General features: G+C 69.0%; 18 protein-coding genes. 10 read left to right on the plus strand and 8 right to left on the minus strand.

The genetic code is table 11. From position 1 onward, the window contains the following. Positions 1–60 precede the first annotated feature (60 nt). Entirely contained in the window at positions 61–2127 is a 2067-nt protein-coding gene (locus ASF44_RS24430; RefSeq protein ID WP_235579340.1) for a heavy metal translocating P-type ATPase, read from the plus strand. 3 nt (positions 2128–2130) lie between these two features. Here the strand turns inward: ASF44_RS24430 and ASF44_RS24435 are convergent, their stop codons facing one another. Next, entirely contained in the window at positions 2131–2934 is an 804-nt protein-coding gene (locus ASF44_RS24435; protein ID WP_235579342.1) for a helix-turn-helix transcriptional regulator, read from the minus strand. 157 nt (positions 2935–3091) lie between these two features. Here ASF44_RS24435 and ASF44_RS24440 point away from each other — a divergent pair, with 157 nt between their 5' ends. The 5 genes from ASF44_RS24440 to ASF44_RS24460 all read left to right on the plus strand — a co-directional run bounded on the left by ASF44_RS24440 (position 3092) and on the right by ASF44_RS24460 (position 8125). Next, the gene (locus ASF44_RS24440) at positions 3092–3565 is read left to right on the plus strand and encodes a DUF3237 domain-containing protein (RefSeq protein WP_056901862.1); all 474 of its coding nucleotides are present in this window, start codon (positions 3092–3094) and stop codon (positions 3563–3565) included. Positions 3566–3594: 29 nt separating this feature from the next. Beyond that, positions 3595–4569 (plus strand): tripartite tricarboxylate transporter substrate binding protein, encoded by a 975-nt coding sequence (locus ASF44_RS24445; protein ID WP_056901863.1) that lies wholly within the window; start codon positions 3595–3597, stop codon positions 4567–4569. Between the two features lie 28 nt (positions 4570–4597). Next, positions 4598–6256, plus strand: coding sequence for a DUF6351 family protein (locus tag ASF44_RS24450; protein WP_056901864.1), 1659 nt, complete (start codon positions 4598–4600; stop codon positions 6254–6256). 37 nt (positions 6257–6293) lie between these two features. Then, positions 6294–7013 carry a TetR/AcrR family transcriptional regulator gene (locus ASF44_RS24455; protein WP_056901865.1) on the plus strand — a complete coding sequence of 240 codons (720 nt, stop codon included), beginning with the start codon at positions 6294–6296 and terminating at the stop codon, positions 7011–7013. Between the two features lie 122 nt (positions 7014–7135). Further along, positions 7136–8125 carry a nitronate monooxygenase family protein gene (locus ASF44_RS24460; protein WP_056901866.1) on the plus strand — a complete coding sequence of 330 codons (990 nt, stop codon included), beginning with the start codon at positions 7136–7138 and terminating at the stop codon, positions 8123–8125. A 57-nt stretch (positions 8126–8182) separates the two neighbouring features. Here ASF44_RS24460 and ASF44_RS24465 read toward each other — a convergent pair whose 3' ends face one another. The 3 genes from ASF44_RS24465 to ASF44_RS24475 all read right to left on the minus strand — a co-directional run bounded on the left by ASF44_RS24465 (position 8183) and on the right by ASF44_RS24475 (position 10950). Continuing rightward, entirely contained in the window at positions 8183–9160 is a 978-nt protein-coding gene (locus tag ASF44_RS24465; protein WP_082525017.1) for an acyltransferase, read from the minus strand. Between the two features lie 129 nt (positions 9161–9289). Further along, complete coding sequence (locus ASF44_RS24470) at positions 9290–9835, minus strand: hemerythrin domain-containing protein (protein ID WP_056901868.1); 546 nt, start codon at positions 9833–9835, stop codon at positions 9290–9292. A 95-nt stretch (positions 9836–9930) separates the two neighbouring features. Continuing rightward, the gene (locus ASF44_RS24475) at positions 9931–10950 is read right to left on the minus strand and encodes a zinc-binding alcohol dehydrogenase family protein (protein WP_056902040.1); all 1020 of its coding nucleotides are present in this window, start codon (positions 10948–10950) and stop codon (positions 9931–9933) included. Between the two features lie 101 nt (positions 10951–11051). On the opposite strand from ASF44_RS24475, the gene ASF44_RS24480 reads away from it, so the two are divergent. Then, on the plus strand, positions 11052–11963 hold the full coding sequence (locus ASF44_RS24480) for a LysR family transcriptional regulator (protein ID WP_056901869.1): 912 nt from the start codon (positions 11052–11054) through the stop codon (positions 11961–11963). A gap of 4 nt (positions 11964–11967) precedes the next feature. On the opposite strand, the gene ASF44_RS24485 is transcribed toward ASF44_RS24480, so the two are convergent. Beyond that, on the minus strand, positions 11968–12435 hold the full coding sequence (locus ASF44_RS24485) for a DUF192 domain-containing protein (protein ID WP_082525019.1): 468 nt from the start codon (positions 12433–12435) through the stop codon (positions 11968–11970). A gap of 180 nt (positions 12436–12615) precedes the next feature. Here ASF44_RS24485 and icd point away from each other — a divergent pair, with 180 nt between their 5' ends. The 3 genes from icd to ASF44_RS31295 all read left to right on the plus strand — a co-directional run bounded on the left by icd (position 12616) and on the right by ASF44_RS31295 (position 15983). After that, complete coding sequence (icd, locus tag ASF44_RS24490; protein ID WP_056901870.1) at positions 12616–13869, plus strand: NADP-dependent isocitrate dehydrogenase; 1254 nt, start codon at positions 12616–12618, stop codon at positions 13867–13869. A gap of 177 nt (positions 13870–14046) precedes the next feature. Continuing rightward, positions 14047–14745 carry a DJ-1/PfpI family protein gene (locus ASF44_RS24495; RefSeq protein WP_056901871.1) on the plus strand — a complete coding sequence of 233 codons (699 nt, stop codon included), beginning with the start codon at positions 14047–14049 and terminating at the stop codon, positions 14743–14745. A 683-nt stretch (positions 14746–15428) separates the two neighbouring features. Then, positions 15429–15983, plus strand: a complete 555-nt coding sequence (locus ASF44_RS31295) for a DUF427 domain-containing protein (RefSeq protein WP_082525037.1) — start codon at positions 15429–15431, stop codon at positions 15981–15983. 233 nt (positions 15984–16216) lie between these two features. Here the strand turns inward: ASF44_RS31295 and ASF44_RS24500 are convergent, their stop codons facing one another. The 3 genes from ASF44_RS24500 to ASF44_RS24510 are packed head-to-tail and all read right to left on the minus strand — an operon-like array spanning position 16217 to position 19697. Then, positions 16217–17263, minus strand: coding sequence for a tripartite tricarboxylate transporter substrate binding protein (locus tag ASF44_RS24500; protein ID WP_056901872.1), 1047 nt, complete (start codon positions 17261–17263; stop codon positions 16217–16219). 41 nt (positions 17264–17304) lie between these two features. Next, positions 17305–18480 (minus strand): iron-containing alcohol dehydrogenase, encoded by a 1176-nt coding sequence (locus tag ASF44_RS24505; RefSeq protein ID WP_056901873.1) that lies wholly within the window; start codon positions 18478–18480, stop codon positions 17305–17307. Between the two features lie 11 nt (positions 18481–18491). Then, positions 18492–19697, minus strand: coding sequence for a CaiB/BaiF CoA-transferase family protein (locus tag ASF44_RS24510; protein ID WP_056901874.1), 1206 nt, complete (start codon positions 19695–19697; stop codon positions 18492–18494). Positions 19698–19718 lie beyond the last annotated feature (21 nt).

Raw genomic sequence — 19718 nt, forward strand, 5'->3', positions numbered from 1 at the left:
GCGCTTGACTCTACAGCGGCTTCAGGGTTTCCAATGCCTGCAACCGAGGAAAGACACCGCATGAAGCATTGCTGTTCCGAACCCGCGCCACGCGCGCAGGCCGCACACACGGGCCACGCCCACACGCCTGGCCAAGCGCACGGCCACGAAGGCCACGACCACCACGATCCTCACGACGAGGACGGCGGCCATCTGCACGACCATGACCACGGTGCGGGCCCGGGCGTGGGCCGCCTGGCCGCGGCGCTGGGGTTCGCCATCGCGGCCGAGCTGCTGCATTTCATGGCCGGCGATGCGCTCTGGTCCAAGGCGCTGGGTCTGGCCGTGGCTGCCGTGGCCATCGGCCTGTCGGGCGTGGAGACCTACACGCAGGGCTTTGCCGCGCTGCGTCGCGGCCGTCTGAACATCAACGCGCTCATGAGCGTGGCCGTGACGGGCGCCTTCCTGATCGGCCAGTGGCCCGAGGCCGCCATGGTCATGGCGCTGTACGCCATCGCCGAACTCATCGAGGCGCGCGCTGCCGACCGTGCGCGCAACGCCATCGCGGGCCTGCTGGCGCTAGCGCCCGGGCAGGCCGAGGTGCTGCAGCCCGACGGCAGCTGGCGCGCCCAGCCTGCGGCCGAGGTGCCGCTGGACGCCGTCGTCCGCATCCGCCCTGGCGAGCGCGTGCCGCTCGATGGCACCGTGACCGAAGGCCGCAGCAGCATCGACCAGTCGCCCGTGACGGGCGAGAGCCTGCCGGTGGACAAAGGCCCGGGCGACACCGTGTTCGCCGGCACCGTCAACGCCGAGGGCGCCCTGCAGTTCCGTGTGACGGCCGCTGCGGGCGACACGCAGCTGTCGCGCATCATCCACGCCGTCGAGCAGGCCCAAGCCACGCGGGCGCCCACGCAGCGCTTCGTCGACCGTTTCGCCGCCATCTACACGCCGGCCGTGTTCGCGCTGGCGCTGGCCGTGGCGCTGGGCGGGCCGCTGCTGTTCGGCATGGCTTGGCTGGACGCCATCTACAAGGCGCTGGTGCTGCTCGTCGTGGCCTGCCCCTGCGCGCTCGTGATCGCCACGCCGGTCACCGTCGTCAGTGCGCTGGCCGCGGCTGCGCGGCGCGGCATCCTGGTCAAGGGCGGCAGCCACCTGGAGAACGCGCGCCTGCTCAAGGCCATCGCGCTGGACAAGACCGGCACCATCACCGCCGGCAAACCGCAGCTCGTGCACTGGGAAGCGCTGGGCGCGGACCGCAAGACGCTGGCCGGACTGGCCGCAGCGCTCGCTGCGCGCTCGGACCACCCGGTCTCGCGCGCGATCACACAGGGGCTGGCCCAGGCGTCGGCCCAGGAGTCCGCGCAGGATTCGGCACAGGGGCATGACGCCGCACCGCTGCCGGTCGACGACTTCCGCGCCTTGCCCGGCCGTGGCGTGCAGGGCCGCATCGGCGGTCGCGAGTTCGTGCTGGGCAACCACCGCCTCGTCGAGGAACGCGGCCAGTGCGGCGCGGGCCTGGAAGCACTGCTGCGCACGCACGAAGCGCAGGGCCGCACGCTCACGCTGCTGGCCGATGCCAGCGGCGTGCTGGCGTTGTTCGCCGTGGCCGACACCATCAAGGACAGCTCGCGCGAGGCCGTGGCCGAGCTCAAGCGCCTGGGCGTGGTGCCCGTCATGCTGACCGGCGACAACCTCGCCACGGCGCAGACCGTGGCGCGCGAGGCCGGCATCGCGGAGGTGCAGGGCAACCTGCTGCCCGAAGACAAGCTGGCCGCCATCGAGGCCTTGCAGCGCCGCCACGGCCCCACCGCCATGACGGGCGACGGCATCAACGACGCACCGGCGCTCGCGCGCGCCGAGATCGGCTTCGCCATGGGCGGCGCCGGCACCGACGTGGCCATGGAAGCGGCCGACGTGGTCATCATGAACGACGACCTGCGCCGCATCCCCGAGACCATCCGGTTGTCGCGCCGCACGCACGCCGTGCTGTGGCAGAACATCGTGCTCGCGCTGGGCATCAAGTCGGTGTTCATGGTGCTGGCGCTGCTGGGCACGGCCACCATGTGGATGGCCGTGTTCGCCGACATGGGGGCCACGCTGCTGGTGGTGGCCAACGGGCTGCGCCTGCTGCGCGCGCGCCCGGCCTGAAGCTCAGCCGGCTTCGCGTTCGAGCACGAGCGCGAACAGCTCGTTGCGGAAGTGGATGCCCAGCCGCGCGAACGCACGGTTGCGGTAGGTCTTGACGGTCGGCACGGACAGCGCGAGGTCGGCCGCGATGCCGTCCTGTGTCATGCCGCGCAACAGCCGGGTGCACACGTCCAGCTCGCGCACGGTGAGTTCGCCGTTGACCTGCAGCAGCCGCTGGCGCAGGGCCTCGGGCGAGCGCTGCGGCTCCGGTGCCGGCCCGCGCAGCGCGACCTGCTTGCGCGCCAGTGCCAGCAGCGCAGGGGCCAGCTGCTCGAAATCGCCGATCTGCGCATCGCTCAGCGCGCGCTGGTGCGCATGCCGGTAGAAGTTGACGGCGAACAGCGCATCGTCCTCGCCGTGCTGCACGATGGACACGCGCTCGGCCATGCCATGTGCCTCGTAGACGCGGGCGCGGTGCTCGTCGGCCACCTCGCGCGCCGTGATGTGGCACAGCTGCGTGCGTTGCGCCGGCGCGCCGTCGAAGCCCAGGCTGCGGTCCTGGCGCACGGGGCCCGATAGGTAGGCGTTCCAGCAGGCGCGCGTGGTGTCCGGAATGCCCAGGCTGGCCGAAAGGTACAGCCGCGGCGCGCAGCCCGGCCCGACCTGGTAGACCGACCAGGACGCAGCCGGCAGGGTGGGGTGCAGCTGCTGCAGCAGCCGGGCGCCGAAGTCGTCTTCGCCCAGTCGCTCGACCATGGCGCCCACGGCGGTGGCGACACCGGCTGCGGGTGTGCCTGGCTGCCAGCTGTCGGGGGCCCATTTGCGCATGGTTCGTCTCCTGGTTCTCCCGTCATCCTCTGGGATGACAGGCGCCGCCGCACGGCGGATTTACGCTCGGCGCCGATTGTTACTCCGATCCCGATCCGTGCGTCCGCCCCGTTCGTCCGATCTTTCATTCCAACCCGCCACGCCATCTTCACAAGCCATGGATTCCGCTTCGATCAGTGCGCCGCAGCTGCGGCCGTTCGCCGGTTTCGCCGTCGAGGTGGCCGAACCCCAGGTGGTCGGCCCCGTGCCGCACGGCGTGCGCCGTGTGATTCCCATCCTGGGCGGCACCGTGCAGGGCGAGGGCTGGAGCGGCCGCGTGCTGCCCGGCGGCGCCGATTTCCAGCTCATCGTGAACGAGGGCTATGCCGAACTCGACGCGCGCTACGTGGTCGAGACCGACGGTGGCGACCTCGTCTTCGTGCAGAACCAGGCCGTGCGCAGCGGCCCGCCCGCGCTCATGCAGCGCATTGCGCGCGGCGAGCCGGTCGACCCCGGCCAGATCTACTTCCGATGCCAGCCACGCTTCGAGACCGCATCGAAGGCGCTCGGCTGGATCAACGAACGCTTGTTCGTGGGCAGCGGCGTGCGCCGGCCCGACTGCGTCGTGATGCGCTTCTTCGCGCTCGACTGAACCTTTCGACCATTCCAAGGAGACATGCCATGAACTTCACCCGCCGCCTGGCGCTGTGCGCCGCCGCGCTCGTCCCGTTTGCCGCCCTGGCCCAGGCCCCGGCCTATCCCAGCAAGCCGGTGCGCATCATCGTCGGCTTTCCGGCCGGCACCGGCCCCGACATCGTGGCACGGCTGCTGGCGCAGAAGCTGTCCGAGGGCTGGGGCAACCTCGGCGTGATCGTCGACAACAAGCCCGGCGCGGCCGGCCTGATCGCGGCTTCGGAAGCCGCGCGCGCCGCGCCCGACGGCTACACGCTGATGCTGGGCGAAACCGGCCAGCTCAGCATCGCGCCCAGCAGCTACAACAAGCTGCCCTACGACCCCGCGCGCGACTTCGTGCCGGTGTCGCAGGTCGTGACGGCCGATTTCATCCTGCTCGTCAACCCTGCGAAGGTGCCTGCGAAGAACGTCAAGGAGTACGTGGACTGGACACGCCAGCAAAAGGGCATGTTCATGGCTACCTTCGGCGCCGGCACGCCTGGCCACTTCGGCGCCTTCATGTTCGGCGACGCCATCGGCATCAAGCCCGAGCCCGTGCACTACAAGAGCACCGGCGACGCCATGAGCGGCATCTTCGGCGGCGACGTGTCGGGTGTGTTCGCCAGTGCCGGCCTGGCCGCGCCCAACGTCAAGTCGGGCAAGCTGGTCGCGCTGGCCAGCACGGGCGGGCAGCGCACGGCGGCCTTGCCGGACGTGCCGACCTTCAAGGAGCAGGGCTACGCCAACCTGGAGTTCAACTCCTGGTTCGGCATCGTGGCGCCCGCGAAGACGCCGCCCGAGGTCGTGGCCAAGCTCAACGCCGACATCGTGCGTGCCATGCACTCGCCGGATGGACAGAAGAAGATGGAGGACGCGGGCTTCCGCGTCACCGGCACCACGCAGCAGGAGTTCGCCAGCGTCATCGCCGCGGACACCGCCAAGTGGGGCAAGGCCGTCGCCGCAACGGGCTTCAAGGCCGACTGACAGTTTTCCAAAAAGAGGAGACACGTAGATGAAGAACACGCACATCGCCTTTCCGCTGTCCACGTTCGCGCTGGCCTTGCTGGCCGGTTGCGGCGGGGGCAGCGGCGCATCGCTGCTGGAACTGGACGCCAAGGCCGCCGAAGCCGCCTGCGCCGACATGGTGACCAAGTCCGGCCTGCCCGCCACCACGCTGACGACGCGCTATGTGGCAGACGGCACGCGCCGCCCCGGCACGCTGACCAGCGGCGACTACCTGGGCGGGCACTGCGTGGTCACCGGCAGCCGCGACGCGCGCACCGGCACGGACGGCAAGCCCTATGCGATCGGCTTCGAGCTGAGCCTGCCGGACCGCTGGAACGGCCGCTTCCTGTACCTGGGCGGCGGCGGCAACGACGGCACGCTGCGCGACACCTCGCTGTCGTCCAGCATCTCCATCGGCACGCCTTCGCCGCTGGGGCAGGGCTATGCGGTCGTGTCCGCCGATGCGGGCCACCAGGGCACCAGCGCGAGCTTCGGTGCCGATCCGCAGGCGCGCATCGACCATGCCTACAACGCGCACGACAAGACCGCGCAGTCGGCCAAGGCGCTGATCGCGTGGCGCTACGGCCAGGCGCCCAACTACTCGTACTTCTCCGGCTGCTCGGGCGGAGGGCGCCAGGGCATGATGTTCTCGCAGCGCTTTCCGAGCTACTTCGACGGCATCACGGCCGGTGCGCCGGCCATGCGCGTGTCCAGCGGCGCCACCGTGGCCGCGATGTGGAACAACCGCAAGTTCAACGACATCGCGCCGTTGGGCGCGGACGGCAAGCCGGTGCTGTCGCAGGCCCTGTCCAACGGCGACCTGAACCTCGTGGCCAACGCTGTGCTGGCGGCCTGCGATGCCGGCGACGGTGCCGTCGACGGCCTGGTGCAGAACACGCGGGCCTGCAGCTTCGACCCGGCCGTGCTCCAGTGCACCGGCGCCAAGAACGACAGCTGCATCAGCGCGGCCCAGGTCGGCGCGCTCAAGGCGGTGTTCGGCGGCCCGAAGAACACGGCCGGCCAGGCGCTGTACGCCGGCCAACCCTGGGACCCGGGCATCCGCGACAGCGGCTGGCGCGCCTGGACGCTGGGCACCTCGACCACCGCCACGCCCAACTCGCGCTACATCACGCTGATGCTGGATGCGCTGCGCAACGAGTTCTTCACGCCGGCAGACCCGACGTTCGACGCGCTGGCCTTCAACTTCGACACCGACCCGGCGCGCATGGAGGCCTTCTCGACGGTCTACGACACCTACCGCGACACGCAACTCGCGGCCTACAAGGCGCGCGGCGGCAAGCTGCTGTTCATCCACGGCATGGCCGACCCGATCTTCTCGGCCAAGGACACCGTGGACTACTACGAGCGCCTGGCCGCCAGCAACGGCGGCATCGCAGCCACGCAGGGCTTCGCGCGCAACTTCCTCGTGCCGGGCATGGCGCACTGCTCTGGCGGCCCGGCCACCGACACCTACGACTCCCTGCAGGCCATGGTGGACTGGGTGGAAAAGGGCGTGGCGCCGGACACCATCGCCGCGCGCGCCAGCGCCACCAATGCCTATTTCCCAAACCGCACGCGGCCGCTGTGCGCCTACCCCAAGTTCGCGAAGTACAAGGGCACGGGCAACATCGAGGACGCGGCCAATTTCAGCTGCGAGGCGAGTTGACGGCAAGGGCGGCGCCTGCCCTAAGATCGCGCCGCCCATGACCGACGCCAAGCCTGCCACTTCCCCACGCCGCAAGGCCGTGCGCGCCGTCAAGCCCGAGGGCCAGTGGCACCACGGCAACCTGCGCGAGTCGCTGATCCAGTGGGGCACGCACCTGCTGGACACCGAGGGCAGCGACGCCATGAGCCTGCGCGCCACGGCCAAGTTGGCGGGCGTCTCGCAGGGCGCCCCGGCCCACCACTTCGGCGACAAGAACGGCCTGTTGGCGGCCATCGCGGCGCAAGGGTTCCGCGACCTGGTCTCGCAGCGCCAGCGCCGGCTGGCCACGGTCGACGCGGCCGACGGCCGGGCCCGCCTGCGTGCGCTGCTGCTGACCTACATCGAATTCGCGCAGGCCCATCCGGCGCGCTTCCAGCTCATGTTCGGCCCCCTGCTGGGCCGGCGCGACGACTACCCCGAACTGATCGAGGCCGGTACCGCCTCGTTCGCGCTGCTGCGCAGCGTGGTGCTGCCGCTGCTGCCGTCGCCGCGCTCCGACCTGCTCAGCGACGACGAGCTGGCGCACATCGTCTGGGCCGCGGTGCACGGCCTGGCGACACTGCGCATGCACCGCCGTGGCGCGCCCCTGCGCACCGGGCCGCGGCTGAGCATCGAGCAGATCGGCGATGCGCTGGTGCGCTTCTGCCTCCTGGCCTTCTCGGGCCTGGCGCTCCCACCCGGAACCACGGGCGGCCCCACGGGCGAACCCCGCGGCTGACCCGCAGGGGCTTGCCGCGCCGGCCGGCTGCGTGCTAATCTTGCGCTCAACTAGACAGTGCCTAGTTCAGCCGCCGACACCGGCGCGCCTGCACCGCCCCATCCAGAAGGAGACCCGCCGCCATGAGCCTGCCGCCCATCCTGTCCGAACGCTTGCGCCTGCCCGTCGTGGCCTCGCCGCTGTTCATCATCTCCAACCCCGACCTCGTGATCGCCCAATGCAAGGCCGGCATCGTGGGCTCGTTCCCGGCGCTCAATGCGCGGCCGGCCGAGCAGCTGGAGGTCTGGCTGGAGCGCATCACGACGGAGCTGGCCGAGCACGACCGGCTGCACCCCGAGGCGCCCTCGGCCCCGTTCGCCGTCAACCAGATCGTGCACCGCTCCAACGACCGGCTCGAGCACGACATGGCGGTCTGCGCCAGGTTCAAGGTGCCCATCGTGATCACCTCGCTCGGCGCGCGCACCGAGATCAACGACGCCGTGCACGCCTGGGGCGGCATCGTGCTGCACGACGTGATCGACAACCACTTCGCACACAAGGCGATCGACAAGGGCGCCGACGGCCTGATCGCCGTGGCCGCGGGCGCGGGCGGGCATGCGGGCTTCCAGTCGCCGTTCGCGCTGGTGCAGGAGATCCGCGAATGGTTCGACGGGCCGCTGCTGTTGTCGGGCGCCATCGCCTCGGGCCGCGCCATCCTGGCTGCGCAGACCCTGGGCGCCGACCTGGCCTACATCGGCTCGGCCTTCATCGCCACCGAGGAAGCGAACGCGGTGGAAGGCTACAAGCAGATGATCGTGGACAGCAGCGCCAAGGACATCGTGCACACCAACCTCATCACCGGCGTGCACGGCAACTACCTCAAGCCCTCGATCCGCAACGCCGGCATGGACCCGGACGCTTTGCCGACCAGCGATCCGTCCAAGATGGACTTCGGCTCCGACCGGCAAAAGCCCAAGGCCTGGAAGGAGATCTGGGGCTGCGGCCAGGGCATCGGCGTGCTGCGCGACGTACCACCCGCGGCCGACCTGGTGGCCCGCATGGCGCGCGAGTACGACGCGGCCCGCCGCGAATGGGTGCAGCGGGTGCTGCCGGCGGTGACGCAGGCGGCCTGAAGGTTCGAATCCTCGCTCCCACGCTCCAGGGGATTGCCGGGTCGGCGTCCTCGGACGTCAGATGGCCCAGCGCAGCCAGGGCTTCGACTTGGAGAGCAGGTGGGCGGCTGCCAGCGCCGCCGCAAGGCACAACGCGAACAGGACGGTTCGATGCGCGTGCACATGCGGCGCCAGGAGGAGCAGGGGCAACGGATGGATGAGATAGACGCCCGTCGACAACAAGGCCAACCTGCGGCCATCGCCCGAGAACTGCAGGCGCGCCACGGCCAGAAAGATGGCGGGACACACGATCACCAGCGTGAGCAGCATGTCGATTTTCCGGTCGCCCATGCTGTAGGCCAGTGAAACCTCTCCCAGCATCAGCAGCGCCCCGACGGCCAGAAGGATCGCCAACGCCGTGCCGGAGATCTTGTGGCGCCAGTCTTCCCGGGCAGCCAGATAGCCTGCCGTCATGAACGGCAGCCCGAAGAACAGGAAGTTGCGCCATGTCCATTCGTACGGGGCCAGTCGTTCCAGCAGGGGGTGCTCGGGGTTGCCGTAGAGGCTGATGTACTGCCAAGCCGCGCCGCAAAGGAACAGGAGCATCGCGACACCCAGCAGCAGCACCGTGCCGCAGTGTCGAACCTTGTACAACAGCAACCCAGCGAGGGGCACCGCAATGAGGTACCACAGGTGGAAGTAGCCCGTTGCCAGGGTGGCGCAGAACACGCGCCACTCGTAGAAGGTTCCGTTCACGGGAAGATAGAACGGCAGGAACACCAGCATCCAGATGGCATACATGCCGAACAGATGCCTGGCCCACGAAGCGAATCGCGCAGGGTCGTCGATCAGGCGCGCCAGGAAAAATCCGTTGATGATGAAAAAGATCGGAACGGCAACCCGAAACAAACCATTGACCAGGAAGAAGCTCAGCTGGGGCGAGTACTCGGCCAGGACCGAGGTGTGCAGCCCCACCACAAACACTGCCAGAACCATCTTCAATGCATCGATTGCGGCACTGCGGCCAGCGTCGATCGGGTCGGCCTTCGCTCCCATCGGTACTCCCTGTTTCTGCAGCAATTCTTGCACGCTGCCGGTACCGGCCAAGGAGCGCCGGCCTCGTGGGGCGCGGTCCGCTGCACGCCCATGCGGCAGCCGGAGTCGGGGCGGACAAGTCCGGTGGTCTCAACCTGCAGCTTGCATGCCGCGCCGCTTGGCCATCTCCCGGCCCATGGTGTTTTGCTGCGCCGGTGTCAGCCCTGCGCTGGCGGCAGGAAAGGCGCGCGCCTCTTCGGCCGCCAGGTGCCGCCGGTACAGGGCTGCGAACTGCGTCCAGCGCGCCACGGCGGGCGGCAGCGCGCTCCCGCCCAGGCTGCCGTCGACGACGGCGAGCAGGTCAGGCCGCAGCCGCGCCCAATCGTGCTCCATGACCTGGTGGTCGGCGCGCAGCCGCGCGGCCAGGCCGGCCTGGCCTTGTGCGCGCAACAGCGGCAGCACGTGCTGTTCCTCGTCCTGGTGGTGCAGCGGCGCGGCGATGTCGAAGTAGCGCAGCACGTCGGCCGCGGCACTGGCGGCGTGCGCGTCGCAGCCATGGGCGTGCAGGTGGTGGCCCAGGCGTTCGAGCAGGTCGAGCGAGCGGTCCATGCGCGCATGGCAGGCTGCCAGCATCTCGAAGGGCTGGTCGAAGCCGACGCTGGGGCCGGCATGCAGCAGTGGGTGCGGGGTGTTCATGCGCGCCGGCATTGTCCCTGCCACGCGGACTGGCGCACAGGGCCGAGGGCATGGATGCGCCGGCGTTTGATCCGCGTCAAACGCCGGCCGCTTTCTCAGAAGCCTTCGAGCACCACCTTGCCGCGCGCCTGGCCGCTCTCGATGTGGGCATGGGCACGGCGCAGGTTCTCCGCGTCGATGCGGCCATAGTGCTCGCCGATGGTCGAGCGCAGCACGCCGGCGTCGACCAGGCGGGCCACCTCGGTCAGCAGCCGGTGCTGCTCGACCATGTCGGGCGTCTGGAACAGCGAGCGCGTGAACATCAGCTCCCAGTGCAGCGAGACCGCTTTGCGCTTGAGCAATGAGATGTCGATGCTGCCCGGCTTGGGATCGTCGATCAGGCCGAAGCGGCCCTGCGGCGCGATCAGTTCGGCGATCTGCGCGAAGTGCCTGTCGGTCTGCGTGAGCCCGACCACGTAGCGCGGCGCGGGCAGACCGGCGTCCTTCAGCGCCTGGGCCAGCGGGAGGCTGTGGTCGATCACGTGGTGGGCGCCGAGCTTGCGCGCCCAGTCCTGCGTCTCGGGCCGCGAGGCCGTGCCGATGACGGTCAGCCCGGTCAGGTTGCGCGCCAGTTGCAGCAGGATGGAGCCCACGCCGCCGGCCGCGCCCACGACGAGCAGGCTGTCACTGCTGGGCGCGGTGTCGCGCGCAATGCCCAGGCGGTCGAACAGCAGTTCCCAGGCGGTGATGGCCGTCAGCGGCAACGCCGCGGCATCGGCGTCCGTGAGGCTGGCAGGCGCCAGCGCGGCGATGCGCTCGTCCACCAGGTGCAGCTCGGCATTGGCGCCCGGGCGGTCAATGGCACCGGCGTACCACACGCGCTGGCCCGGCTGGAACAGCGTCACCGCGCTGCCCATGGCGCGCACGGTGCCCACGGCATCCCAGCCCAGCACCTTCCAGCCGCCGGGTGCGGCGCTGGTGCTGGCGCGCACCTTGGTGTCGACCGGGTTCACGGCGATGGCGCGCACCTCGACCAGCAGGTCGTGTGGGCCGGGCGTGGGGTCGGGCAGGGTCACGTCCTGCAGCGCGTGCGGGTCGCTGATGGGCAGTGCGGTCTGGTAGGCGATGGCTTGCATGGCGATTTTTCTGGAAATGGTGGCAGTGGCGCCAGTGTGGCGCGCATCGTCCATGGCAACCAGCATGCGGCGGGCGATTCACTTTCAAAGAAAATGGAACGATGACCCGCATCGCCGACCTCGAACTGCTGGTGCGCGCGGCCGAGCTCGGCAGCCTCACGGCGGCAGCCCGCGCGCTGGACTGGTCGCCGGCCGCGGCCAGCGCCGCCGTCAAGCGCATGGAGGCCGAGTGGGGCGTGCCGCTGTTCGTGCGCAGCACGCGCAGCCTGCGCCCGTCTGCCGAAGGCGAGCGGCTGCTGCCACATGTGCGCCAGGCCCTGCAGGCGCTGCAGCAGGGGCGCGATGCGGCCCAAGCACAGCACCAGGCGCTGCAGGGCGAACTGCAGCTGGCCCTGCCGTCAGACCTGGGCCGGCATGTGCTGCTGCCCTGGCTGGAGGAGTTCCAGCAGCGCCACCCACGCCTGGCGCTGCGCCTGCACTTGGCCGACCTCAACAGCGACCTGCTGCGCACGCCGATCGACCTGGCCATCCGCTATGGCGCGCCCGACGCGGCCACGCAGGTGGCGCTGCCGCTGGCGAGCGACAACCGGCGCGTGCTGGTGGCCGCGCCGGCCTACCTGGCGCAACACAGCAGCCCAACCACGCCGCAGGATCTGGGCGCGCGCGAGGCGCTGCGCTTCATGCTGGGTGGCGAAGTGCCGCCGGCCTGGCCGCTGCAGGTGGACGGGCAGTGGCTGCAGGTGCAGGTGCAGGGCCGCCGCTCGGCGAACGACGGCGAGGTCGTCAAGCGCTGGGCGCTGGACGGCCTGGGCATCGCCTACAAGTCCTGGCTGGACGTGGCGGCCGAGCTGGCGGCCGGCCGGCTCGTGCATGTGAACCCGCACTGGCTGGGCGAGCCCTCGCCGCTGGCCCTGGTGGTGCCGGCGCGCCGGCAGCTGACACCGGCCGTGCGCAGCCTGCGCGACTGGTTGCACGCGCGCTTTGCCGCGATGGCGAAGGGGGCGGGACGCTGAACCTTCAGCGCTTGGGCGCGAACGGCTGGCCGGCCAACTGGTAGCCGGCCTTGATGCCCTTCTTGGCGAACCAGCCTTGGTTCATCTCGAGCACGAAGCGCACGGGCTTGGCGGAGCAGTGCGAATCGGTGGTCTGCGGCTTCATGTCTGCCAGGTTGACGATCACGCCGGCGTCGTCGACGAAGGCGGCCGTCAGCGGCAGCAGCGTGTTCTTCATCCAGAAGCACTGCACACCGGGCTCCTCGAAGATGAACAGCATGCCCTCGTGCTGCGGCATCTCCTTGCGGTTCATGAGGCCGATCTGGCGCTGCAGCGGCGTGGTGGCCAGCTGCACGTCCAGGTGGTGCATGCCGGCCGCCAGCTGGGTGCGCGGCAGGTCGAGTTGCGGCCCCTCCTGGGCCAGGCCGGCGCCGGCGAAGCTGGCGAGAAGCAGGGGGGCGAGCAGGCGGAACAGCTGGGAAAACGGGCGCATGGCAGCGGTCTTTCAGTGGCGGCGAAGCGGCCATTTTTCCACGCCGGGCCGTCGCCTGCGTGCCAGCGGGCGCGCCGGGGCGAGGGCTAGAATCGCCGCGCTTTTCGTCCGGTGCGAAGCTTGCCGCGCACCGCGTCCCCACATCCCCGATTCCCAGCCTGCGCCGGAGTTCCTCCCACCATGTACCAGCACATCGCGCCGCCCGAACGCGGCCAGAAGATCACGGTCAACGCCGACCATTCGCTGAACGTGCCCGACGAGCCCATCATCCCGTTCATCGAGGGCGATGGCGTGGGCCGCGACATCACGCCGGTCATGCGCAAGGTGGTCGATGCGGCCGTGGCCAAGGCCTATGGCGGCCAGCGCCAGATCCAGTGGATGGAGGTCTACGCCGGCGAGAAGGCCACGCGCCTGTACGGCGCCGATGCCTGGCTGCCCGACGAGACCGTGGCCGCCGTGCGCGAGCACGTGGTCTCCATCAAGGGCCCGCTCACCACGCCGGTGGGCGGCGGCATCCGCTCGCTCAACGTCAAGCTGCGCCAGCTGCTGGACCTGTACGTCTGCCTGCGCCCGGTTCAGTACTTCAAGGGCGTGCCGTCGCCGCTCAAGGAGCCGGAGAAGACCGACATGGTCACCTTCCGCGAGAACTCGGAAGACATCTACGCCAGCATCGAGTTCGCCGCCGAGACCGAGCAGGCCAGGAAGCTCATCGACTTCCTGGTGAAGGACATGGGCGTCACCACCATCCGCTTTCCCGGGACCTCGGGCATCGGCGTCAAGCCGGTTTCGCGCGAGGGCACGGAGCGCCTGGTGCGCAAGGCGCTGCAGTACGCCATCGACCATCAGCGCGACAGCGTCACGCTGGTGCACAAGGGCAACATCATGAAGTTCACCGAAGGTGCCTTCCGTGACTGGGGCTATGCGCTGGCCGAGAAGGAGTTCGGCGCCGAGCGCATCGACGGCGGCCTGTGGTGCCGGTTCAAGAATCCTGATACAGGCAAGTGGATCATGGTCAAGGACGTGATCGCCGATGCCTTCCTGCAGCAGATCCTGATGCGCCCGGCCGAGTACGACGTGATCGCCACGCTGAACCTCAACGGCGACTACATCTCCGATGCCCTGGCCGCGCAGGTCGGCGGCATGGGCATCGCGCCCGGCGCCAACATGTCGGACACCGTGGCCGTGTTCGAGGCCACGCACGGCACCGCGCCCAAGTACGCCGACAAGGACTACGTGAACCCCGGCTCGCTGATCCTGTCGGCCGAGATGATGCTGCGGCACATGGGCTGGAAGGAAGCCGCCGACCTCATCATCCACGCGATGGAGCAGGCCGTGCTGTCCAAGAAGGTCACCTACGACTTCGCAAGGCTCATGGACGGCGCCACGCAGGTCTCGTGCTCTGGCTTCGGGCAGGTGATGGTCGACCAGATGTAACGCGCAGCGTCACCTCATCCCAGTTCGCCTCATAGGCCGTAGATTTTTGAAAGAAATCTGCGGCCTTTGTGTTTCAGGGCGCTCCACGACATTTCGAGAAATCCCGCCGATCTGGCCATGGCCTTGCCGGCGCATGGGGGCGCGCGTTTCATCAACGACTGACCTTTGTCTCCAACCATGACACAGACCAAGACCACCCGCATCGGCATGCTCGTGTTTCCCAAGATCACCGCGCTCGACATCCTGGGCCCATTCGAGGTGCTGGCCCGAACCCCGAACTGCAGCGCGCAGCTGGTGTGGAAGGACACATCTCCTGTGCAGGGCGATACCGGCCTGCGCCTGCTGCCCGACGTGGATTTCGCCAACGCGCCCCAGTTCGACGTCATCGTCGTACCCGGCGGGCCGGGACAGACCGATTTGATGGAGGACGAGGAAGTGCTGCAGTTCCTGAGGCGTCAAGCCGCTGGCGCGGAACTCGTCACCTCGATCTGCACGGGCTCGCTGCTGCTGGCAGCCGCTGGCCTGTTGACGGGCTACAAGGCAACCTGCCACTGGCTGTCGATGGACCAACTCGAGCAGTTCGGCGTGCAGACCGTGCCCGAGCGTGTCGTGGTCGACCGCAACCGCATCACGGGGGCTGGGGTGACCTCGGGCCTGGACTTCGCGTTCACCGTGGTGGCGACCTTGCGCGGAGAGGATGTCGCCAGGTCGATCCAGCTGATGATGGAGTACGACCCCGCGCCGCCGTTCGACAGCGGTCATCCGCGGGTGGCATCCCCATCGCTTGTCGAGCAGGTTAGGGCGGCTGCTGCGGCGATGCTGGACCGGCGGCGCGCCGTGTCCGCGCGTGTGGCCGCGCGGCTGAGGAGCAGCTAGGCAGTGGCAGGGTGCGGCCGCCCTCTCTCGCGTTGGAGGGTGCGCAGTGGTGACCCTGCGGGCTCACATGGAGCAGTGTTCAAACAACTTGTCGGGCCTGGATGACGGCGGCGCTAACCGGCCGGACCCGCAGCGTCGCGCGCATTGTGACGGGCGCGGAACGCGCGCTGAGCGCGCGAAACTGTGTCGCTCCACCAAACTGCTGAAGCACCAATACCGCTGTCGGCAGTCTCGCAACGCGCCGTCAAGGCTTGTTTGAACGCGCTCGCAAGGCTTCCAGAAGGATGCCCAGAAAAGGAGCTCCGAGAATCCAGACTGGGATGGCCCAGCTATGCCAAGTGTTGTTCATGTCATCTCCTTGAAAAGAGATCGCTACGGCAGCGGTCCCGTCGCCCATGGTGAAGGTGCTGCGGACCTCCATCGTCAGACACGGCGCCGGGGCTGTGTGGGCGCGATGCGGGGACGTCATTGGGCAATGAGCGGAGAGAAGCCAGCCGGATGTGTCGGAGCACAGGCCGCGAGGGGATTGAGTGTGGCAGGGCCTGGGCGTCGCAGGTGGCCGATGGGATAAACCCAACCAGCGCAAGGCTCACGTCGAAGCAACCGCCCCAGCGAAAAGCAGGTTGTTCTGAAACGCTTTGGGTGCTCGGCATTTCGGCCTCGTCTTGTATGCTCTGGACTCCATGGGCAGCGATTCCAAATGGCTTGATAGCGCCCGCGCGCAATGGCGCTGGCGAGGGAAAGAGCGGCCGCCGTTCGCCAATGTCACAGCGTCGGGGCAGGTTTCGGTTTGGGATTTCCCGAGGCCGCCAGAGCTCGTGCGTGAAGCACGTGAGATCGTCGTGCGCTGGGGCCATCTCGAGGTGGCGCGCACCCGCGCTGCTTGGGCGGTCCGCGAAACGGCCCACCCACCGACGTTTTACCTGCCGCTGGTCGACGTACAGCCTGGACTGTTGGAGCCCGCTGGCGGTAGCTCGTTTTGTGAGTGGAAGGGACCGGCGCGCTATTGGAATCTGGTAGATGGCGCACGCCGCTTGGACCACGTCGCCTGGAGCTACCCCCATCCCCTGTCTGGTGCCGAGCCGCTCGCCGACTGTGTGGCCTTCTATGCCCACCATCTCGACTGCCGCGTCGGCGGATCGAAGGCCCATCCGCAAGCGGGCCGCTTCTATGGGGGCTGGATCACCCCCGACTTGGCGGGGCCCTTCAAAGGCGAACCCGGTAGCGAAAGTTGGTAGCCAGTCGGTTTCGGCGACCCGGCGAACAGGCAAGGATCACGCACATCAAGTGCCATCGCGAGTGCGACAGCGGTCACCTTGGCAGACGGTGTGCGCTGGAGGACAAGGCGCCGACCGCGTCGTCCTCGGAGGCAGGTTGCTGCCGTCACGTCACGCACCTGCATGTGGGCCGCGTGGCGGTATGCGCTGGTGCGGGTGAGCTGTCCGGGCTCGACGCGAAGGTCGAGTCCGTATCAATCCAGGGTGATGCCCGCTGCAGACGTGACGGATTTCCACATCGGCACCTCCTCGCGGATGCGCGCCGCAAACTGCTCAGGCGTGCTTCCGACGCCATCGCTGGCCGTGGCCGCAAGCCTCGCCTTCACGTCAGCACTCTCCAATGCACTGACGGCCGCATCCCGCACCTTGTTCACAACCGGAGCCGGCGTCCCTGCCGGGGCGACCAGCCCATACCAGCCCAGCACGTTCACGCCCTTGATGCCCATTTCGGCCAGCGAAGGGACGTCCGGCAAGTAGCGCGAACGCCCGGGTCCCGTGACCGCCAGCGCCTTCAGCTTGCCTGCCTGAAGATACGGCATGACGGGTGTCAGGTCCGACACGATGAACTGGATGTGGCCTGAGAGCAGGTCCGTGACGGCGTCATGTCCTCCCTTGTAGGGCACATGCATGGCACTGACGCCGCTGGATGCCTTGAACAACTCGGTCATCACGTGGGGGAACCCACCCACGCCCGATGAGCCGTAGTTCAGCCTCTTCGGATCGGCTTTCGAGACACCGACCAGGTCCTGGACGCTGTTCATCTTCGATGCGGGGTTGACGACCAAGGCCGTGGGCGCCGAGGCGACGATGCTGACCGCCTCGAAGTCCTTGACGGGATCGAACGGCATTTTTCGCGTCAACCCAGGGTTGACGACGAAGCTGCTGGTGATCAACAAAAGGGTGTAGCCATCGGCGGGCGCCTTGGCCACCAGGTCGCTGCCAAGCAGGCCGTTCGCCCCTGGACGGTTGTCGATGACGACCGGCTGCCCCAGGGTTGGCGCCATCTTCTCGGCCAGCACCCGCGCCAGGATGTCGGCTCCACCACCGGCTGCGAACGGCACGACGAGGCGAATGGGCTTGACCGGGTAGGCCGGGGTTTGGGCGAGCACGGTCGTCGGCGCACCCCAGCCGGCGGCGCCGAGGACGGCACAGGGGACCAGCGCCAAGGCAAGGCGCCGTGCCCGGAACTGGGCGTCGTGTCCAGGAGTTCTCGTGTGTTTGGATCGGTCGATGTTCAGCATTGCGTCGTCTCCTTGGTGGTGGTGTGCAAATCCAGTGGCGCCTACCCGCGCGCAACCTCCAACAGGTCCCGCACCTGCGCGGCCTGCGTGATCGGCCGGGGATTGGTCGCGATCCAGGGGTCTTCCATCGCGGCCAGGGCGATGGCATCGAGCTGCGCATCCGTGGTGATGTGCACCTCGCGCAGCGTGCGCGGCACGTCCAGACCGTCGATGAGCCGGGCCACCAGGTCTGCTGCCGCCGTGGTGCGGCTTCCGAGCGCCTGTGCGATCAGCACATGCCTGTCGTGCACCGCCGCTTCGTTGAAGCGCATCACGTGCGGCATCATGATGCAGCTGGTGTAGCCGTGCGGCACATGGCCCGTGCCGCCCAGCGCGTGCCCGATGGCATGGCTTGCGCCCATGTTGACGCCCGCCTGGGGCCCGACGGACGACAGCCACATGGCCATCTGCGCATCCAGCCGGCTCTGCAGGTCTTGCGGATCCTTGCGTGTTGCAGGCAGGGCGCGGGCGAGCAGCCGGATCGCCTGCAGTGCCGTGCCTTCAGAGAACGGCTGCGCATCGACCGAGCAGATGTCCTCCACCGCGTGGTCGAGTGCCCGCACCCCGGTCGACAGCCACAGCCAGTCCGGCGTGTGCAGGGCGACCTGCGGATCGAGCACCACGATGCGTGGCGCCTGCAGCGGGTGGGTGAAGACTTCCTTGACGCCGCGCTGGCGGTTCGTGATGCCCGCATAGGGCGTGAACTCGGCGCCGGCCAAGGTGGTCGGGATGGCGATCATGCGCACCGTGGGCGCGCGCAGGCCCGGCCGTGCAGCGGTCATCGCTTCGTCCGGCCGCTTGCGCAGCGCATCGATCTGCTCCAGTGCGGTGACGTTCTGCGCCAGGAAGGTCTGCACGCCCTTGGCGGCATCGGTGATCGAGCCACCGCCGATGGCGACGATCACCTCGGCCTGCGCCTCGCGCGCCGCGGCGGCCGCGGCGAGCACGTCCTCGCGCGGCGTGTGGGCGGCGATGCCGCTCCAGACCGTCACGCTCTTGTGCTCCAGCGCAGCGACGATCTGCGACACGAGGGGCGTCGCCTCCACCAGCGCCGTCGGCGCCATCAGGAACACGCGGGTGAAGCCCAGCCGGTCCATCTCCTCGCGCACGACCTCGGCGGCGGGACGGCCGAAGACCACGCGCTCGGTGGCGGGAAAGGTGTAGGTGCCTTGGTACATCTGCTGCTCCTTCAGATGACCCGGGCTGCGCGCAGCTCGGCAAGGCGTTGCGCCGACAGGCCCAGCATCTGGCCGAAGACCTCGTCGTTGTGCTGGCCCAGGCGGGGACTGGGCCGCAGGACCGGTGCCGGCGCATCGCCCAGGCGCAGCGGCGTCGTCGGCAGCACCACCGGGCCCAGGTCCGGGTGGTCCACGTTCTGCAGCATCCCGCGCTGGTGCAAATGCGGGTCGTGCATCAGCTCCTCGAGGTTGCGCACGGGCGCCGCCGGCAGATGCGCGCGCCGGGCCGCGGCGAACACCTCGTCCTTGGTCTGCCCGGCCGTCCAGGCCTCCACCAGCGCGTCCACCTCCGGCATGATCTTCACGCGGTCCGCGTGGGTCGCGAAGCGCGGGTCCGTCGCCAGATCTGGCCGGCCCATCGCACCGGCCAGGCTGCGCCAATGCCCGTCGGTGACGCAGATGATGGCGGCGTAGCCGTCCTGCGTGCGGTAGACGTTGTACGGCGCCATCGCCATGCCGCCGTGGCGGTTGCCGGTGCGCGCCAAGGCCTGGCCCTTGGTCGCATGGTGCATGCCCAGGTTGGAGCACAGGGTAGGGTAGACGGCGTCGAGCATGGCGACTTCCACGTTCTGGCCCTTGCCGGTGCGCTCGCGCTGGTACAGCGCCGTCATGATCGCGCCATACAGATGGATGCCGCCCAGGAAGTCCGAGACGGCAGGGCCGGCCTTGACCGGGGGCAACTCGGGAAACCCGGTCGCTTCCATGATCCCGCCCATGGCCTGGATGGTGAGGTCCATGGCCAGGTAGTCGCGGTACGGACCATCGGTGCCGTAGCCCGATGCCGATGCATAGACCAGCCGCTGGTTGCGCTCGCGCAGCACGGCGGCGCCGACGCCCAGCCGGTCCATCACGCCAGGCGCGAAGTTCTCCAGCACCACGTCGGCCCGGTCCGTGAGTTGCAGGAACAGCGCCCGGCCTTCCTCCGACTTGAGGTCCAGCGTCACGCCGAGCTTGTTGGAGTTGAGCATGGCCAGTGGGAGCGAGGCCACGTCGATGTCGGCGCGCAGGCGCGCGGGTTCGCCGCGCAGCGGCTCGACCTTGATGACCGTGGCGCCGGCCATGGCCAGCAGCAGCGAGCAGTAGGGGCCCTGGTAGATCTGTCCGAGGTCGATGACCAGGACGCCAGCCAGCGGTGCGGGTGGGGCGGGTGCGTTCATGAAGATGGCCTGAAGTGGATG

The organism is Pseudorhodoferax sp. Leaf274, from assembly GCF_001422445.1.
Taxonomy (GTDB): domain Bacteria; phylum Pseudomonadota; class Gammaproteobacteria; order Burkholderiales; family Burkholderiaceae_C; genus Pseudorhodoferax.

What these genes read in the sequence shown, in the direction of transcription:
- ASF44_RS24430 (WP_235579340.1), top strand. Translation starts at nt 61, where the DNA reads ATGAAGCATTGCTGTTCCGAACCCGCGCCACGCGCGCAGGCCGCACAC.
- ASF44_RS24435 (WP_235579342.1), bottom strand. Translation starts at nt 2,934, where the DNA reads ATGCGCAAATGGGCCCCCGACAGCTGGCAGCCAGGCACACCCGCAGCC.
- ASF44_RS24440 (WP_056901862.1), top strand. Translation starts at nt 3,092, where the DNA reads ATGGATTCCGCTTCGATCAGTGCGCCGCAGCTGCGGCCGTTCGCCGGT.
- ASF44_RS24445 (WP_056901863.1), top strand. Translation starts at nt 3,595, where the DNA reads ATGAACTTCACCCGCCGCCTGGCGCTGTGCGCCGCCGCGCTCGTCCCG.
- ASF44_RS24450 (WP_056901864.1), top strand. Translation starts at nt 4,598, where the DNA reads ATGAAGAACACGCACATCGCCTTTCCGCTGTCCACGTTCGCGCTGGCC.
- ASF44_RS24455 (WP_056901865.1), top strand. Translation starts at nt 6,294, where the DNA reads ATGACCGACGCCAAGCCTGCCACTTCCCCACGCCGCAAGGCCGTGCGC.
- ASF44_RS24460 (WP_056901866.1), top strand. Translation starts at nt 7,136, where the DNA reads ATGAGCCTGCCGCCCATCCTGTCCGAACGCTTGCGCCTGCCCGTCGTG.
- ASF44_RS24465 (WP_082525017.1), bottom strand. Translation starts at nt 9,160, where the DNA reads ATGGGAGCGAAGGCCGACCCGATCGACGCTGGCCGCAGTGCCGCAATC.
- ASF44_RS24470 (WP_056901868.1), bottom strand. Translation starts at nt 9,835, where the DNA reads ATGAACACCCCGCACCCACTGCTGCATGCCGGCCCCAGCGTCGGCTTC.
- ASF44_RS24475 (WP_056902040.1), bottom strand. Translation starts at nt 10,950, where the DNA reads ATGCAAGCCATCGCCTACCAGACCGCACTGCCCATCAGCGACCCGCAC.
- ASF44_RS24480 (WP_056901869.1), top strand. Translation starts at nt 11,052, where the DNA reads ATGACCCGCATCGCCGACCTCGAACTGCTGGTGCGCGCGGCCGAGCTC.
- ASF44_RS24485 (WP_082525019.1), bottom strand. Translation starts at nt 12,435, where the DNA reads ATGCGCCCGTTTTCCCAGCTGTTCCGCCTGCTCGCCCCCCTGCTTCTC.
- icd (WP_056901870.1), top strand. Translation starts at nt 12,616, where the DNA reads ATGTACCAGCACATCGCGCCGCCCGAACGCGGCCAGAAGATCACGGTC.
- ASF44_RS24495 (WP_056901871.1), top strand. Translation starts at nt 14,047, where the DNA reads ATGACACAGACCAAGACCACCCGCATCGGCATGCTCGTGTTTCCCAAG.
- ASF44_RS31295 (WP_082525037.1), top strand. Translation starts at nt 15,429, where the DNA reads ATGGGCAGCGATTCCAAATGGCTTGATAGCGCCCGCGCGCAATGGCGC.
- ASF44_RS24500 (WP_056901872.1), bottom strand. Translation starts at nt 17,263, where the DNA reads ATGCTGAACATCGACCGATCCAAACACACGAGAACTCCTGGACACGAC.
- ASF44_RS24505 (WP_056901873.1), bottom strand. Translation starts at nt 18,480, where the DNA reads ATGTACCAAGGCACCTACACCTTTCCCGCCACCGAGCGCGTGGTCTTC.
- ASF44_RS24510 (WP_056901874.1), bottom strand. Translation starts at nt 19,697, where the DNA reads ATGAACGCACCCGCCCCACCCGCACCGCTGGCTGGCGTCCTGGTCATC.